Annotated in this window: 13 protein-coding genes; 7 read left to right on the forward strand and 6 right to left on the reverse strand. The window is 43.8% G+C overall.

Annotated elements, in window-relative coordinates:
* Positions 1–36 precede the first annotated feature (36 nt).
* Positions 37–1,332, forward strand: coding sequence for a PQQ-dependent sugar dehydrogenase (locus KHS38_RS01885; RefSeq protein WP_213486496.1), 1,296 nt, complete (start codon positions 37–39; stop codon positions 1,330–1,332).
* A gap of 96 nt (positions 1,333–1,428) precedes the next feature.
* Entirely contained in the window at positions 1,429–1,776 is a 348-nt protein-coding gene (locus tag KHS38_RS01890) for a c-type cytochrome (RefSeq protein WP_249665248.1), read from the forward strand.
* 29 nt (positions 1,777–1,805) lie between these two features.
* Here KHS38_RS01890 and KHS38_RS01895 read toward each other — a convergent pair whose 3' ends face one another.
* The 5 genes from KHS38_RS01895 to KHS38_RS01915 form a co-directional block, all read right to left on the reverse strand.
* The gene (locus tag KHS38_RS01895; RefSeq protein ID WP_213486500.1) at positions 1,806–2,327 is read right to left on the reverse strand and encodes a hypothetical protein; all 522 of its coding nucleotides are present in this window, start codon (positions 2,325–2,327) and stop codon (positions 1,806–1,808) included.
* Positions 2,328–2,653: 326 nt separating this feature from the next.
* The gene (locus KHS38_RS01900; RefSeq protein WP_213486502.1) at positions 2,654–2,947 is read right to left on the reverse strand and encodes a hypothetical protein; all 294 of its coding nucleotides are present in this window, start codon (positions 2,945–2,947) and stop codon (positions 2,654–2,656) included.
* Between the two features lie 44 nt (positions 2,948–2,991).
* Positions 2,992–3,741 (reverse strand): ABC transporter ATP-binding protein, encoded by a 750-nt coding sequence (locus KHS38_RS01905; RefSeq protein WP_213486504.1) that lies wholly within the window; start codon positions 3,739–3,741, stop codon positions 2,992–2,994.
* Positions 3,734–4,534 carry an ABC transporter permease subunit gene (locus KHS38_RS01910; RefSeq protein WP_249665249.1) on the reverse strand — a complete coding sequence of 267 codons (801 nt, stop codon included), beginning with the start codon at positions 4,532–4,534 and terminating at the stop codon, positions 3,734–3,736. Before KHS38_RS01910 ends, KHS38_RS01905 begins: the two co-directional genes overlap by 8 nt.
* Before the next feature lie 71 nt (positions 4,535–4,605).
* Entirely contained in the window at positions 4,606–5,577 is a 972-nt protein-coding gene (locus KHS38_RS01915; protein WP_213486508.1) for an ABC transporter substrate-binding protein, read from the reverse strand.
* Between the two features lie 91 nt (positions 5,578–5,668).
* Here KHS38_RS01915 and KHS38_RS01920 point away from each other — a divergent pair, with 91 nt between their 5' ends.
* The 3 genes from KHS38_RS01920 to KHS38_RS01930 all read left to right on the forward strand — a co-directional run bounded on the left by KHS38_RS01920 (position 5,669) and on the right by KHS38_RS01930 (position 10,848).
* Entirely contained in the window at positions 5,669–6,811 is a 1,143-nt protein-coding gene (locus KHS38_RS01920) for a methionine aminotransferase (RefSeq protein ID WP_213486510.1), read from the forward strand.
* Positions 6,812–6,862: 51 nt separating this feature from the next.
* Positions 6,863–7,645 (forward strand): amidohydrolase, encoded by a 783-nt coding sequence (locus KHS38_RS01925; RefSeq protein ID WP_213486511.1) that lies wholly within the window; start codon positions 6,863–6,865, stop codon positions 7,643–7,645.
* Between the two features lie 164 nt (positions 7,646–7,809).
* Positions 7,810–10,848 (forward strand): GH92 family glycosyl hydrolase, encoded by a 3,039-nt coding sequence (locus tag KHS38_RS01930; RefSeq protein ID WP_213486512.1) that lies wholly within the window; start codon positions 7,810–7,812, stop codon positions 10,846–10,848.
* Between the two features lie 27 nt (positions 10,849–10,875).
* On the opposite strand, the gene KHS38_RS01935 is transcribed toward KHS38_RS01930, so the two are convergent.
* Positions 10,876–11,757, reverse strand: a complete 882-nt coding sequence (locus tag KHS38_RS01935; RefSeq protein WP_213486513.1) for a polyphosphate kinase 2 family protein — start codon at positions 11,755–11,757, stop codon at positions 10,876–10,878.
* 102 nt (positions 11,758–11,859) lie between these two features.
* Between KHS38_RS01935 and KHS38_RS01940 the strand changes: the two genes are divergently transcribed.
* Both KHS38_RS01940 and KHS38_RS01945 read left to right on the forward strand, forming a co-directional pair.
* Positions 11,860–14,214, forward strand: coding sequence for a penicillin-binding protein 1A (locus tag KHS38_RS01940; RefSeq protein ID WP_213486514.1), 2,355 nt, complete (start codon positions 11,860–11,862; stop codon positions 14,212–14,214).
* A 64-nt stretch (positions 14,215–14,278) separates the two neighbouring features.
* Positions 14,279–17,479 (forward strand): DPP IV N-terminal domain-containing protein, encoded by a 3,201-nt coding sequence (locus KHS38_RS01945; RefSeq protein WP_213486515.1) that lies wholly within the window; start codon positions 14,279–14,281, stop codon positions 17,477–17,479.
* Positions 17,480–17,534 lie beyond the last annotated feature (55 nt).

A 17,534-nucleotide genomic window follows, 5' to 3' on the forward strand; every position in this document is an offset into this window, starting at 1 on the left:
AATAGAAATGCGTTAATTTAAATCTCAAACACAATTATGAGAACCAAGCTTATTTTTTCATCTTTCCTGCCATTAATCGCCGCAGCCGGCATGATATGGTATGGCGCTCATGTGCGCTCACATGATGCAAGTACAGTAACGCCCGATGCTGATAACGCCGGACTAAAACTACCCGACGGGTTTGGTGCTTTAAAGGCTGCTGATAACTTGGGGCGCGCCCGCCATCTGGCTGTAACTTCCGCAGGTGATATTTATGTAAAGCTTAACAGGGCCGTTGATGGTAAGGGTATTTTATACCTGCATGATGACAACGGCGATGGCAAAATGGACCAGACTCAAGGCTTTGGAAATTACCCGGGTACGGGTATGTATATTAAGAACGATTATCTGTATGCATCATCCAATACCGACGTGTACCGTTATAAATTGGATGCTAACCAAAAGGTTGTTAACCAAAACGCACCCGAAAATATTGTAACCGGCCTGATTAACCGACGCCAGCATGAATCAAAATCACTGGTGTTGGATAATGAAGGTAATGTTTATGTGAATGTAGGCGCTTACTCCAACTCCTGCCAGCAGCAGGATCGTACCAAGGGATCTTTGGGTCGGGAAGGCTGCCCTATTTTGGACTCGGCGGGTGGTATATGGCAATTTAAAGCCAATAAGATTAAGCAAACTTATGGCGACGGCGTACGCTATGCCACCGGTTTGCGCAACGTGGTTGGGTTAGACTGGAACCAGCAAAACAACCAGTTGTTTGTCATGCAGCATGGCCGCGACCAACTGCACGATTTATTCCCCGATCTGTATACCGTGCAGCAATCATCCATTTACCCGGCTGAATGTATGTATGCGATAAAGAAAGGCGACAATGCAGGCTGGCCATACATTTATTACGATCAGGATCAGCATAAAAAGATAGTAGCACCAGAATATGGCGGTGATAGTAAAAAAGAAGGATCGAATAAATTTATTGATCCGGCTGCAGCTTATCCCGGCCACATGGCGCCTAATGGCTTGCTGTTCTATACAGGCAGCATGTTTCCTGAGCGTTATAAAAATGGTGCTTTCATTGCGTTTCATGGTTCATGGAATCGAGCCCCCGAACCGCAGGCTGGTTTCTTTGTGGTGTTTCAGCCGTTTAAAGATGGAAAGCCATTTGGTAAGTGGGAAGTCTTTGCCGATGGTTTTGCCGGTTCAGCAGCAAACGTAACATCAGGCCGGGCCGAGCATCGCCCATGCGGACTGGCACAGGGGCCTGATGGTTCATTATATGTGAGTGATGACAACAAAGGCACTATTTACCGCATTGTATACAACAAAAAGTAACTCATGAAATATCCTCACATTTGGCTTGTTTGTGTTATAATTTGCTTGTTTAGCCATTATGCATCAGCACAAAAAAAGCCGGTAAAAAAAGGTCCTATGTCTGCTGGCTCTGCTGCAGCCATTGCTAACGGCAAAGCTATTTACACGCAAAACTGCCTTACCTGCCACCAGGCTGATGGTGCCGGTGTGCAAAATATGAATCCGCCACTAATTAAGACTACCTATGTTTTGGGTGATAAAACACGGTTAATAAAGATTGTACTGAACGGCTTTAATGAAGACGTGGAAATTAATGGCGAGACCTACTCTAACGCTATGCCGTCATTTGCGCATTTAACCAACCAGCAAATTGCCGATGTACTCACTTACGTCCGAAACAACTTTGGCAACAAAGCAGCAACGGTTACCGTTGCTGATGTAAACAAAATTAGACCAGTTAAATAAATAAAAAAAGGAGCTTAAAGCTCCTTTTTTTATTCCTGCATACTATATAAAACCTTGCTGCTGCGCTGCATTTTAAGCTTAACCCGTTCAAGGTTTTCATCAATCTCACTTATCTGGGTTTTTTCGACAGCTATGGCAAACGCTTCCTGATAGCAATGCCTTGCCTGCAATAAGTTCCTGTTTTTTTCGGCATGTAAACCGAGTGTGTTCCAGATCACGGCACCGTCAACACCGGGTGTTGACAGCGCTTGCTCGGTAATTTGGGGCAGCACTTTTTCCATCTTTAAAAAAGATAATAAGTGCAAATAATGCTCATATACATCCGGAAACCTGGAATCAAGCTCAATGCAGGTTTTGAAATTATAACCCGCTGCCTGGTAGTCTTTCATCTCGTAATAATAGATCATCCCCAAATGATAGTAGGCTTTGGCATATGATGGGTCGGCAGCTATAATTTCATTGAGTAATTGCAGGCTCTTAGGCGTTTCGCCATACCAGTACTCTTCTACAGCATGCAGGTACTTCTCTTCTATAGAATAATAAATATCCATGATTAACAATATATTTCACACGGTCACCTTACGGTTAGCCGCTTAATTCAACTAATAAGATTGGAGGTGATATTGCTGCCATACAGCAATGTTTTAAATAACCAGAAAGGCTATATAAAGACAATACCCTTCTGCAACAAGCCTAAAGGCTGTTTAGAAAACGTGCAGCTATGTTTAAGGGTAAGCATTTTATTAAAGTTTATGCAAATATAGCAAAACTTTAATAAAATGCTCTTTATCAGTAAGAAGTGAAATTTTGTTAAAGTAAGTGATGCCGGGTTAGTAACATTTATTACTCGGATATCTTAATTAAATAAAAGCCAGCATTAGCTTGCCATGCCCAGGCTGCTTAAGCTATCTGTGGCTTGTGCAGCTTGTACAATAGGTATGTTTACATTAACGCCTTCAATTACGTAGTGGTTTTTAAGTTCTTTTTCGCTTACAATAATGCTGAAATCAGTAAACTTAACGCCATTTTCGAAAGGATAAACCGTATAACCACGTTTGTTTGGATCATAGCTGCCGAGTTCAAAAACTTCCTCGTATTTAATACTCTTGATCTTAGCGCCTTGTACTAATTGATATGCGTCTTTAATGGGTGCAAATAGATTGTTTTTCATGGTACAACCACTTATACAATTACTTTGCCACTATTTAAAGTTAATTAACCAAAAAGTTCAAATAAATCATTTTGCGTTAAAATTAATTTTTCTTCACGGCTATAATCCTTCAAAATCTGGCCTTCGCTCATAAAAAGCAACCTGTTTCCATAATTAAAGGCATCTTTTAGGTTATGAGTGATTAAAATAGCAGTCAGTTTGAAGGTTTTAATCAACTCTTCTGCCGTACGCATCACCAAATCGGCCGAACGCGGGTCCAAAGCAGCAGTCGGCTCGTCCAAAAGCAGCACGCGGCACTCATCCATTACACTCATCAGCAAGGTTAAAGCCTGCCTTTGCCCGCCGGACAATGTTCCCATTGCCTGCTGCACTTTATTTTCAAGGCCCATCCCCAATACCGCAATTTTATCCTGTACCTGTTTTTTGAAAGCTTCAGTGGTGCCAATTCGTAAACTTTTAGGCCGTGTACGCAAAGCGGCAAGCCTGAAGTTATCTAATATACTTAAGTCGGGCGCGGTGCCGCTAAGCGGGTTTTGAAATACCCGGGCTATCCACTCGCTGCGGCGGTAATCAGGTAACCGGGTTACCACTTGGCCATCCAGCTTGATATCACCACTGCTGGCCATCGTATTACCTGCAATAAGATTAAGCAAAGTACTTTTACCCGATCCGTTGCTGCCTACAATTACGACATATTGCTGTGCCGCAATATGCAGGTTAAGTTGGCGAATAGCGGTAACTTCATTAGCCTTGCCACGGTTAAATATCTTGGTAACGTTATTTACTTCAATCATACCTATTCAAAAGCTTTAAGCGCGGCAGACTTACAATAATCAATACAAATATAGCAGTCACAGCTTTCAGCATATTGGCATCTACCCCCAAAGCCAAGGTAAGAGCCAGGACCATCTGGAAAATAATTGCCCCCAATAGCACCAGCATCAGGCTCGTCCATACGGATGTTATTTGCAACCAATTAATTAAGCTTTCGGCAATTATCACTGAACCAAGTCCGGTGATAACAATACCAATCCCCATGCTGATATCGGCATAACCTTGCTGCTGGGTAATAAAAAAACCGCTTAAGGCTGTTAAAGCGTTGGCCAGGGCTAGGCCGATGATCTTCATACGGTCGGTATTTACGCCCAGCGCCCTGATCATGGTTTCACTGTTGCCGGTAGCACGCATGGCAATGCCAAAATCTGTTTTTAGCAAATACCCAATTAGTGCAGTCAGCACCGCAACAACGCCTAATAATACAATCAGCGTATTTAAGTTTAGGTCAGTTACAAAGGTAATGGCAGAATATAACGAGGCCGTACCAATTAAAGGGATATTTGACCGGCCTGCAACCACAAGGTTAACGGAGTACAAAGCCGTCATGACCAATATACCCGAAAGCAGCGCATTAATTTTAAGTTTGGTATGAATCACACCAGTTAAAGCCCCTGCTACAGCGCCAGCCACAACGGAAGCTATTAATGTAGTGTATAAAGATTGCTGATGGGTAAGCATTACTGCTGTAACCATACTACCTAAAGTATAACTGCCGTCTGTGGTGATATCCGGAATATTAAAGATCTTCATGGAAATATATATCCCCAATGCAATTCCCGAAAAGCATAATCCCTGCAGCAGAGCTGTTAAATAGAAATCCATTATTTTACAGCTTCAAAATTTGCAGGAACGTTGATACTGTATCTTCTTGCAGCATCCGGATTATAAACACGTTTGCGTATCTTCACCATCTCAGGTTTCAGGCCGTCGGTTTTATGCGTTTTTAAGTACTGCGCCGCCTGTAAACCCGATTGGTAACCCCATTGGTAAATATCGGCACCAAACGCCGCCACTGCACCGCGCTGCACCAAGCCGGCTTCGCTGGTAAAAATCGGTATGTTTTTTTGGTTGCAGCTTTTCAGGATGGTTTCAAAAGCGGCAAATACGGTATTATCGGGATTGGCAAAAAATGCATCAATATTTTTATTAAGCAATGATTGCGTAACCAGCTGTGCATCGGCTGATGTATTTAACGGCAATGCCTCAATGGTAATGTTTAGCTTACCGGCAAGTTGCTTAATGCGCTCCAGCGCATCGGCCGATTGCGGTTCTGACTGATTGTAGATCATACCCACCACCAGTTTACCACTTTTAGGCTTCAGCAATTTAGGTATCAGGCTAAATGAGGTATCTATATAATTTAAGTCCTCAACAGTACCAAATAGGTTTGGCTGGGCTTTGCCTTGTGCATCAACCAGGTGTGCACGCTGCGGTGTTGGTGATACCATCATGAAAATAGGTATGGTTTTGGTTTTTTGTGCCGCAGTTACTGACGATAATGTGGTACTGGTGGCCAGCAAATCAACCGGCTCGGCTACATAATAATTTACAATCTGCGTGAGCGTAGGTATGCTACCCTGCGCATTTCTGTATTCAATCTTAAGGTTATTCTTTTTTTCGCTGAAACCTTCTTTAGCTAAAGCATCAATAAAACCGGTTTTGGCTTGTGATACCGTGGCATCTTCAAAAGCCTCTACAACGCCCACAACAGGCACATTATTTTTATGCGATGACTGGCAGGCCGTAAACGCGCAGGCACTGATAAGCAGATACAGACGGTTGATGTACTTCATTGCACTAAAGTAAGCATAGTTATAAATAACGTGGCAATAGTTTAGCCTCCGCGCCGATTTTTTACCTTGTTTTAACTAATTTAGCCCCCGCATGATACCTGTGTCTAAACTTCCGCAAACCGGAACAACTATTTTTACGGTGATGTCGGCCCTGGCAAACGAGGTCGGCGCTATCAATTTATCACAAGGCTTTCCCGATTATGAATGCCCTGCTGAATTGGTTGAACTGGTAAATACCGCCATGAAAAATGGCCATAACCAATATGCCCCTATGGCTGGGTTACTGGCATTGCGCGAGCGCATTGCCAATAAAACTGAAAAGTTATACGGTGCGGTTTACAATCCGGAAACCGAGATCACCATCACTGCCGGCGGCACGCAGGCAATTTTTACTGCCATTAGTGCAACTATTCATCCTAATGATGAAGTGATTGTATTTGAGCCTGCCTATGATTGCTATGCGCCTGCCATTAAACTGATGGGTGGAACGGTGAAATCACTGGCACTGGAGCCGCCTGATTACCGCATACCCTGGGAAATGGTGAAGCGATTAATCAGTGCGCATACGCGGATGATCATCCTCAACTCGCCGCACAACCCCAGCGCTACCATACTGCACGAAGAGGATATAGAGCAGCTGAGTGCAATAGTGAAGAACCGCGACATACTTATATTAAGCGATGAGGTTTATGAACATCTGATTTACGACGGACAGACCCATCGTAGTATGGCCCGCTACCCCGAGTTGCAGCAACGCAGTTTTATTGTTGCCTCATTTGGCAAGCTGTTTCATAGCACGGGTTGGAAGCTGGGATATTGTATGGCTCCTGCCGCTTTCATGAACGAATTCAGGAAGATACACCAGTATATGGTGTTCAGCGTAAACACACCTATGCAGGTAGCAATTGCAGAGTTTTTGAAACAAGAAGATTATTACCTGAACCTGTCCAAGTTTTTTGAGGAGAAACGCGATTATTTTAGGCAAGGCATGGCGCAAACTAAGTTTGAGCTGCTACCCTGCTCGGGTTCCTATTTTCAATCCGTGAGCTATCGCAACATTACGGATGAGAAAGATACAGACTTTGCCATACGCTTAACCAAAGAGTTTGGTGTTGCATCAATACCTACATCTGCTTTTTATAACAAAGGCATTGATCATCACGTATTAAGATTCTGCTTTGCTAAGAAAGCAGAGACGCTTGACAGAGCCATTGAAAAATTATTAAAAATATAATTGCCGTTCCTGACGTTATAACCCTTTTATAACCTTTTAAGCCGTTTCATTATGGAAAACTTAAAAATTACCACATTTCAGGGCTACCTGTTTTGGGAAAATATTGACAAAAACCTGCAAAATATTGCTTTGCGTTTATCCTCGTCCGTACGAACCAAAACGGATCTTATTATATTGCCCGAGATGTTCAATACCGGCTTTACCATGAATGTGGAGCACCTGGCCGAACCGATGAACGGCAAAACCATGCAGTGGATGGAAGCTACGGCTCAAAAGTACAACTGCGTAATAACCGGTAGCCTGGCAATAAAAGACAACGACAAATATTACAACCGCCTGATTTGGATGCGGCCTGACGGCAGTTATGAGTGTTATGATAAACGCCACCTGTTTGCCTTGGGTAAAGAACACACCATATACTCTCCGGGAAACAAGAAGCTTTTGGTTGAACTGAATGGCTGGAAAATTTGCCCCATGATTTGTTACGACCTTCGTTTCCCGGTATGGATACGCAATGTAGAGCCGCAATATGATCTGCTGCTTATTGTAGCTAACTGGCCGGAGCGCCGCGCTTTGCACTGGCGTACACTTATACCCGCGCGTGCTGTGGAGAACCAGGCCTATGTAATAGGCGTTAACCGTGTTGGTCATGATGGCAACGAAGTGTACCACTCCGGCGACTCGACCTGTATTGATCCAATGGGCAACGTTGTGTATTACAAACGCGATGAAGAAGATGTATATACCTTTACTATCAATGCTGAAGAATTGATCAAAACCCGGCGTGCGCTGCCATTCCTTAAAGATATGGACAGCTTCCACATCAATGAATAGTTAACAACTAAATATTCATGATAAAGCCCGATAGGCAACAACCAAATGTTTGCCTATCGGGCTTCTTAGTTTAAGACGTTGCCTTGTTGCCCAATGGCATCCTATTGAAAGTACAGGTTAAATTGGTTACTTTGCGTTGCTAACCAAAACAGGTAATTTTCTGCATGCATCTACATAAAAACTTCTCTTGCTGGGCGTCATTTTGCCTTTTATGGGCAACGCTTGCCTTACCGGCTTCTGCACAAAAAAAGAAAGATAAAGATTATACCCCACTGGTAAATCCATTTATTGGCACTGGTGGACACGGACATACTTACCCGGGCGCTGTTGTTCCTTACGGCATGGTACAGCTAAGTCCGGATACACGGCTGGAAGGCTGGGATGGCTCGTCGGGTTACCATTATAGCGATACAACGGTGTATGGTTTTTCGCATACGCATTTGAGCGGAACCGGCGTGGCCGATTACTGCGACATCCTGTTCATGCCAACCACCGGTCAGCCTCAATTAAAAAACACGGAGTATCGCTCAGGATTTAAAAAAGTAAATGAAAGTGCATCGCCCGGTTATTACAAAACGGTATTAAGCAAGTATAACATCCGGGCAGAACTATCTGCAACTACCCGATCTGGTATACATCAATATACATACCCATCTGTTGATCAGGGAAATATCATAATTGATCTACAGCATCGCGATAAGGTAATCAGCTCTTGGATTGAAGTAGTTAATGATCATGAAATACGGGGTATGCGTCAGTCTAACGGCTGGGCTAAAGATCAGTACGTATATTTTTATGCCAAGTTTTCGAAGCCGTTTAAAAGTTATGGCATCGCTGTAAATAATGTGGTTCAGCAAGGAGCAAAACGGGCTGACGGGCAAAATGTAAAGATGTACGTGCAGTTTAGCAAACCGAATGAAGTGTTGGCGAAGGTTGGCATATCATCAGTAAGTACCGAGGGGGCGCTTAAAAACCTGGATGCTGAAATACCTGACTTTGACTTTAAAAAAGTACAGAAACAGGCGAAAGCTTTATGGAACAAAGAGCTGAATAAAATTGATGTAGAAGGAGGCGGCCCGCCTGTACAGCAACAGAATGCCGGTTATGGCTATGGTGGCGGCAGGCCACAGCCAAAAACCAAACTACCACCGCCAACCGACTATTCAAAAGTTAAACAAACCATATTTTACACCTCTTTATACCACTGCATGCTGGCCCCCAACGTTTACAATGACGTAGACGGGCAGTACCGTGGCATGGACGGAAAGATTCATACCGCAACCGGATTCAACTATTACACAGTATTTTCTCTTTGGGATACCTTCCGCGCGGAGCATCCTTTGCTGGAACTGATTGATCGAAAGCGTACGCTCGACTTTGTAAAGTCATTTTTAGCCATGTATGATGAAGGCGGCTTATTGCCCGTTTGGCCGCTGGCATCCAGCGAAACGTTTTGCATGATAGGCAATCACTCTATCCCCGTTATTGTGGATGCATATGCAAAAGGCATACGCGATTTTGACGCTGAAAAAGCCTTTACCGCTATGAAAGCGGCAGTAAACCGTAACCAGTTTGGCTTGGACAGCTACCGCACCTTTGGCGCTGTGCTGGCCGATACGGAACACGAATCGGTTTCTAAAACGCTGGAGTACGCTTATGACGACTGGTGCATTGCCCAAATGGCTAAAATGCTGAACAAACCGTCTGACTATGCAACCTACATAAAGCGCGCACAGTATTGGAAAAACGTTTACAATGCCGAAACCGGTTTTATGCAGGCCCGTGTCAACGGCAGTTGGTACAGCCCTTTTAAGCCTACCGATATCAACAGCAACTATACAGAAGGTAACTCCTGGCAACACAGCTTTTTTGTACCGCAGGATGTTGACGGATTGATTGCCAGCATGGGTGGCAAAGATGAGTTTGAAGCTAAGCTGGATACACTGTTTACCACTACCGCAAAACTTACCGGCAGAGAGGTATCCGACGTTACCGGCTTGATTGGCCAATATGCGCATGGTAACGAACCGAGCCATCATATTGCTTACCTGTACAACTTCACCAATAACCCGGGTAAAACACAGCAGCGGTTGAGTAACATTCTACTGGGGCAATATAGTAACAAGCCAGACGGGCTGGCTGGTAATGAAGACTGTGGACAAATGTCGGCCTGGTATGTAATGAGCGCGCTGGGCTTTTATAACATTGCCCCCGGCCAACAGCAATTTCAAATAGGTATACCGCAGTTTGAGAAAGCTACTATCAACCTCGAAAACGGTAAAAAGTTCACCATCACCAATTCGGGCGTGGGTGTCAGCTTGACTAATGTTCACCTACAGGGTATGGATCTTAACAAAAAGCCATACAACAAGTTAACGCTTAATTATGATGATATTAATAATGGTGGACAGTTTGATGTCTACACGGGCAGGTTGCCCAATCAGCTCTTTTTACAAAGCTTAGAAAGATCTTCATCACAAATTACTGATTCGCTTATTATTTCAAACCCCTACTTCAGCAACGTAAGCCGTACATTTAAGCAACCCGTCTCCGTAGAAATCAAACATCCTGATAAGGATGCTAAGCTTTACTACACCCTGGATGGTAGTACGCCAACAACGGCTTCATCCCTTTATAGCAAACCCATCAGCATACAGCAAACTACCACACTAAAGGCGATTGCTGTAAAGAATGGAAAAAGCAGTTTAGTAAACACTGGAACTTTTACCAGAATACGTACAGATATTCGGATAACCGAACTGAGTAAATATCAGCCAAATTATGCTGCACAAGGTCAGCAAGGTTTAATTGATGGCCTTACTGGTAGTAGCAATTGGCGCACCGGTAACTGGCAGGGCTTTCAAGGCAACGATTTGGAAGCGGTGATTGACTTAGGCGTACTCAAACCCGTTCAGCAGGTTAGCTTAGGTACCTTGCAGGATGTAGGTTCATGGATCGTATTTCCAAGACAGGTGCAATACCTCGTATCAAACGATGGCAAAAATTACCGACTGGTTGCTACTGTAGATACCAAGGTAAACGTAGATAACCTAACGGCGCAGACACAAAGCTTTGATGCTAACTTAAATACCAAAGCCCGGTATATCAAAGTTGTAGCTAAACAGTATGGCCCGTTGCCCGATTGGCATGAAAGTAAAGGAAACCCCTCCTATATCTTTGCGGATGAAATTACGGTTAAATAGCCTAATGGCTATTTAACCGTAAAAATGTTAATCCTCGCTCAGCAGCATACGTTTTATTTCGGCCAGCCGCTCCTTTTCCTCTTCAGGCAAAACCGGGTATTGCATATCCAGGCCTTTTAAGGTTTCATGTATAATGGTTGAAATAGCAATGCGGGTAAACCATTTTTTATCAGCAGGTAAAATATACCATGGTGCGTCTTCGGTAGCAGTTTCGGCAATAGCTTCTTCATAAGCCTCCATATATTGCTTCCAGTGCTTGCGTTCCTGTATATCCGCTGCCGAGAACTTCCAGTTTTTTTCCTCATCATCTATACGCGCCAAAAAGCGCTCTTTTTGCTCGTCCTTGGATACGTGTAAAAAGAATTTGATTACAGTAATACCATTACGGGTTAAGTGCTTTTCAAAATCGCGAATGCTGTCGTAACGATGTTTCCAGAACTTTTCGTCAAGATCATCTGCGCTGCTGATACCTGGTAAATTCTCTTTCAGCACATATTCGGGATGCACCTTGGTAACCAATACATTTTCATAATGCGAGCGGTTGTGTATGCCTATGCGGCCACGCTCTGGCAATGCCTTGTAATGCCGCCATAAAAAGTCGTGATCCAATTCTTCAGAACTGGGCTGCTTAAAACTATACACCTGGCAACCCTGTGGGTTAAGACCTGAAAAGGTGTGTTTAATAGCGCTGTCTTTTCCGGCCGCATCCATCGCCTGAAAAATTATGAGCAAGCCGTGGCGATTATCGGCATATAATTTACTGTGCAGTTCACTTGTTTTTTCAATAAGTTCATCAAGTATCTGTGCTGCATCTTCTTTTTTATAACCTAAAGTCTCCTTAGTATCAAAGTCTTTCAGCGAAATTTTGGCGTCGGTGGTAATTTTAAATTTGTTGGTTATATTTTCCATAGATAAAATAGCTTTGTACTTAGTTAACTTAAAATTTACTGAATAGATTTTCGTTATTGATATTTATATCAACTACCGATATATTTTTCACATATTTATCCAATGTTTAAACGTATCCGAAATCCCTTTCTGCGTTACTTTGTTATTTTCATCTACTTTGTAATTATCCTGTTCTGTTCCATAGAGTTAAACTTATTCAACCTGTTTGGCTACTCCCCCGACCTGAATGATATCAGAAACCCGGTGATGTCCGTTGCTTCAGAAGTTTATACTGCTGATGGCAAGCTTTTAGCCAAGTTTTATAAAGAAAACCGCTCGCCGGTCGACTTAAAAAAAATATCACCTAACTTGGTTAATGCCTTAGTTGCAACTGAAGACGTACGTTTTTACAAGCATCATGGTGTCGATTACTATTCATTTTTTACCAGTTTGGCTTCTACTGCCAAAGGTGATAAGCGTGGTGGCAGTACCATTACACAGCAGTTGGCTAAAAACCTTTTTAACACGCGTAAGCGCAAATCGCAGGGCTTTGTAAGGCACATACCTGTGTTCCGTACGGTGGTTTACAAGCTGAAGGAGTGGCTTACTGCTTATAAAATTGAGCACGTATACAATAAGCAGCAAATCTTAACCCTATACTTTAATACGGTGCCTTTTGGCAACAACAGTTTCGGTATCAAAACCGCAACATTGAAGTATTTCAATAAAACACCGGATGCTGTTAGCCCTGCCGAGGCGGCTATGCTGATTGGCATGCTGAAAGCTACCTCTACTTACAATCCCATCCGTAACCCCGAGCGCACACTTGAGCGCCGTAATGTGGTGTTGAGCCAGATGAATAAATACAAGTTTTTAGCAGATGCTGATTACAAAGCTAATTTGCAGCAACCCATCAAACTTGATTTGAGCTATGTTGAAGAAGATGCCCAGGGCGATTCTTACCTGCGCCGAGCCGTAGAAAAATGGCTGGCTAAGTGGCTTAAAGAAAATGATTATGACCTTTATGAGGACGGCCTGAAGATTTATACAACTATTGATTCCAAATTACAGCAATACGCCGAAGAAGCTGTAGCCGAAAAAATGAAAATGCTGCAGCGAAGGTTCAATAACATCTGGCGTGGCAAAACACCCTGGCGCGATTCAAAGGGTAACGAGATCGTTGATTTTATTCCTAAAGCCGAACAACGCTTGCCTGTTTACAAGATATTGGAGAAGAAGTACAACGGTGATACCGCAAAAATTGAGGCTTATTTCAATACGAAGAAGCGCATGAAAGTATTTACCTGGAATGGCGAGCAGGATACTACATTTTCGAGTGTCGACTCTATTAAGTATTATGCTAAAATTCTGAATACGGGAATGATGTCCATTGAGCCGGCATCAGGTAAAATAAAAGTTTGGGTGGGCGGTATAGATCATAAATACTTTAAATACGATCACGTAAATCAGGCCAAACGTCAAGCCGGTTCCACATTCAAGCCGTTTGCGTATGTTACGGCCATTGACAATGGCTTTACACCTTGCGATAAATTTACCGACAAGCGTGTGTCTATCAGTTACATGGAAGATGGTAAACAGGAAGTATGGGAACCAAACAACGCTGATTTCCATTTTTCATACCGCGAAATGTCGTTACGCTGGGCCATGGGCAAATCTGTAAACTCCATTACGGCACAAATTACCCAGGAAGTAGGTTGGGATAAAGTAGTTGAGTACGCCCACAAATGCGGCATCGAAAGCCCGCTTAAGTCGGTACCTTCAGTGTCATTAGGTTCGAATGACGTATCGGTGTACGAGATGGTGCGTGCTTACAGTACGTTCCTGAACAAAGGTGAGCGCATTGACCCGCTGTTGGTTACACGTATTACCGACCATGACAATAAAGTTTTAGAAGAATTTGAATTAAAAACAACCAAGGTACTGAGCGAGGAAACAGCCTGGCTGATGCTTTATATGTTCCGCGGTGGTATGGAAGAACCGGGAGGCACCTCACAAGCCTTATGGGAATTCCCCGGGCTTTGGAAAAAGGCCAGCAACCAGATAGGTGGCAAAACCGGCACTTCATCCGATTATGTGGACGGCTGGTATATGGGTATCACCAAAGACCTAGTAACCGGTGTTTGGGTTGGTGCCGATGACCGCAGCGTGCACTTCAACTCTTCAGAAAGTGGCGAGGGCTCACACACCGCCTTGCCTATTTTCGGTGCCTTTATGGAAAAGGTATATGCCGATCCAAAATCGGGTTTTGCACCGGGGCCATTTCCTAAGCCCTGGGTCAAAATCACAAAAGAATATATGTGTGCATCGCCACGTATATCGGTTGATACTTCGTCATCCTCAACAGACAGTTTGTCAACGTCAGGCGACTCTACCACAACAGCGCCGGCAGAACCATCAGAACAGCCTCAGCCCGAGCCGCAGCCGCAATCGCCACCCGATAGTGGTGATGAGAATTAATAAAATGTTCTAACTATATTTATAAAAAGCAAAAGCCAAAAACCACATTCACCTTATAAGCTATATGAGCAAATATTACTTTACATTAAGTAAAGCCCTGGTGATCATTACCTGTGCTATTAGCGCATTATTAATAAATACCCGTGCTCAGGCCCAATATTTCGGGCAAAATAAAGTGCGTTACAAAAGCCTGAAATTTAAGGTTTACAAAACGCCCCACTTTGAAATATACTATTATCTGAAAAACGACAGCCTGCTTAAGCGATTTGGGCAGGAAAGTGAGCTGTGGTACACGTTACACCAGCAGGTTTTCAGGGATACCTTCAAGCGCCCCAACCCTATTATATTATATGCCGATCATCCAGATTTTCAGCAAACAACCGCCATTGATGGCGATATTGGCGTAGGTACCGGCGGGGTTACCGAGGGTTTGAAGAACCGTGTGGTGATGCCTATTATGGAAACCAACCAGACAACCCGCCACGTGCTGGGTCACGAGCTGGTACATGCGTTTCAGTACCATATGCTATTGGTAAATGACACTGCCAGCTTAGGCAACATCAACAACCTGCCGCTTTGGATGATTGAAGGTATGGCAGAGTACCTCTCTTTAGGCAAGAAAGATGCTTACACAGCCATGTGGATGCGCGATGCTTACCTGAATAAAGACATTCCTACTATACGTGATTTGACAGAAAGCACCAAATACTTCCCTTACCGTTATGGCGAGGCTTTCTGGTCATATCTGGGTTCTACTTATGGCGATACTATCATTGTACCATTCTTTAAAAATACCGCAAGGTTTGGTTTGGAATATGGTATCAGGCGCACATTTGGGTACGACGACAAAACACTGTCCAACCTGTGGAAAAATTCAATTATATCCACTTACCAGCCCTTCTTAAAAGATACGTCACAGGTGCCTGCCGGGCGTCGTTTGATAGACAGCAAAAACGGTGGCGAAATGAACGTAGCGCCAGCAATTAGTCCGGATGGTAAGTATCTGGCGTTCTTGTCCGAAAAAGACCTGTTTTCTATTGACCTGTTTTTGGCTGATGCAAAAACCGGGCGAGTCATCAAAAGGCTAACGAGTAAAACATCCAATACACATATTGACGAATTCAACTTTATTGAGTCTACAGGTGCATGGTCGCCCGATAGCCGGAAATTTGCATTCAGTGTATTTAGTGGTGGCCGAAACCGCCTGATGGTGGTTGAGGTACCGACCGGCAGAGTTCTAAATAACTTAGCGATGGGTGATGCTGAGCAATTCAGTAACCTCACCTGGTCGCCCGATGGATCGCAAATTGCCTTTCAGGGACTTTCAAATGGTTACAGCGATTTGTTTTTATACAGCTTCAGTACCAAAAAGCTTACCCAGCTCACTAACGATAAATATTCCGATTACCAGCCAAGCTTTTCGCGCGACGGTAAAAAGATTGTTTTTTCAAGTGATCGTACTACTTATGATGTGTCGTTATCTCAAAGCATATCATTTAATTTAGCCGAGCTGGATCTGGCTACAGGGAAAGTTACCAATATTAAGGTGTTTGATGGCGCCAATAACCTGAACCCTCAGTATTCGGCAGACGGTACGCAGATCTACTTCCTGTCAAACCGAGATGGTTTCCGTAACTTGTACAGGTATAACCGCAGTTCGGGTGTTGTAGAGCAGATGACGGAGTTATTTACCGGTATTAGTGGTATCACCGAATTTTCGCCGGCATTAAGTGTATCGGCAAACGATGATATCTTGTACTCTTACTACCGTTCTCAAAAATATGCTTTGTACAATGCTAAAGCATCGGAATTTAAACCCAAAGTAGTATCAGGTACCGAAACCAACTTTAATGCAGCCATGCTACCGCCGCCCGGTGCCGTTGGTGTCGATCTCATTAACACCAACCTGAACAATTTCCTGGCCTACCAACGCATCCCGGCTGATTCCATTCGTAACATCCCCTACCGCCCACAGTTCAAAATGGATTATCTGGCAAGTAGTGGTGTAGGTGTTGGCGTGAGCAGTTATTACGGAGCCGGTTTAGCCAGTGGCGTTCAAGGCGTATTCAGTGATATTTTGGGCCGTAACCAAATTTATGCGGGCGCGGCGGTAAACGGCGAGATTTATGATTTCGGCGCACAGGTACTCTACATCAATCAGCGTGGCCGATGGAGCTTTGGCGGTGGCCTATCGCACATACCTTACCAATACGGCACTTACGGTAGCAGATTAACTTCCATACAAAACAACGGAGCAGAAACGCCGGTATTAGAACAGTATACCGACATTATCCGCAGCTTCGAAACGTCAGGGCGTTTGCTGGCTTACTACCCTTTCTCAAAATCAACTCGTATCGAATTCGGAACAGGGGCATCACGTTACGCTTACCGTGTGCAACGTTACAGCGACTATTACCAATATACCGCTCAGGATAATCAGATATTTCCAAGTGCATACTTAGGCAGCGATAGGCATACGGTATCGCGCAGCGACTACCGCGACCAGACAGGTATTGATTTAAGATCGTTTGGCATCTTCAGCGTTAACACAGCTTTAGTTGGTGATAACTCTTATTTTGGTATCGCTGCACCGCTAAGCGGTTTCCGTTACCGGCTGGATGCGCAGTATAATATGGGTACATTTAACTTCTTTAGTCCAACAATTGATTTGAGAAGATATGTGCGCTTAAAACCTGTTACGCTTGCAGGCCGCTTGTACAGTGTTGGACGTTTTGGCGATACGCAGAATGCATTGTACCCTATGTTTATCGGTTATCCGTTCCTGGTACGTGGTTATGAATATAGCAGCTTTTACAACAACAGCAGCAGCGGATCAAAAGACAATATCATTATTGACCAGCTGTCGGGTAATCGTATCGCGGTTGCCAACTTCGAAGTTCGTTTGCCTTTTACCGGTCCCGAAAAGCTGGCGCAGATCAAATCAAAATTTTTATTTTCGGATCTGAACTTCTTCTTTGATGCTGGTTTGGCCTGGAATAAAGGTGATAAAATTGAGTTTAAAAAGAACCCGACTCTGTTGCGTACCGATGGCGCGCTTGATAATAATGGTCAGCCTGTAGTTGACGAAAAAGGCAATCAGCAAACAACGTCTGTATACTCTCGCATCCCGGTAACCAGTGCAGGTGTATCGTTACGGGTGAATTTATTTGGCTATATCATTTTGGAGCCTTATTTAGCTGTGCCTTTTACACGCAGCGATGTAAAAAAGCCGGTGTTCGGATTTAATTTTGCGCCAGGTTGGTAAACAGCGAAAATCCATAACCAAAAAAAGCGACCATAACCGGTCGCTTTTTTTGTGC

The organism is Mucilaginibacter sp. Bleaf8, from assembly GCF_018390515.1.
In the GTDB taxonomy this organism is placed as follows: Bacteria; Bacteroidota; Bacteroidia; order Sphingobacteriales; family Sphingobacteriaceae; genus Mucilaginibacter.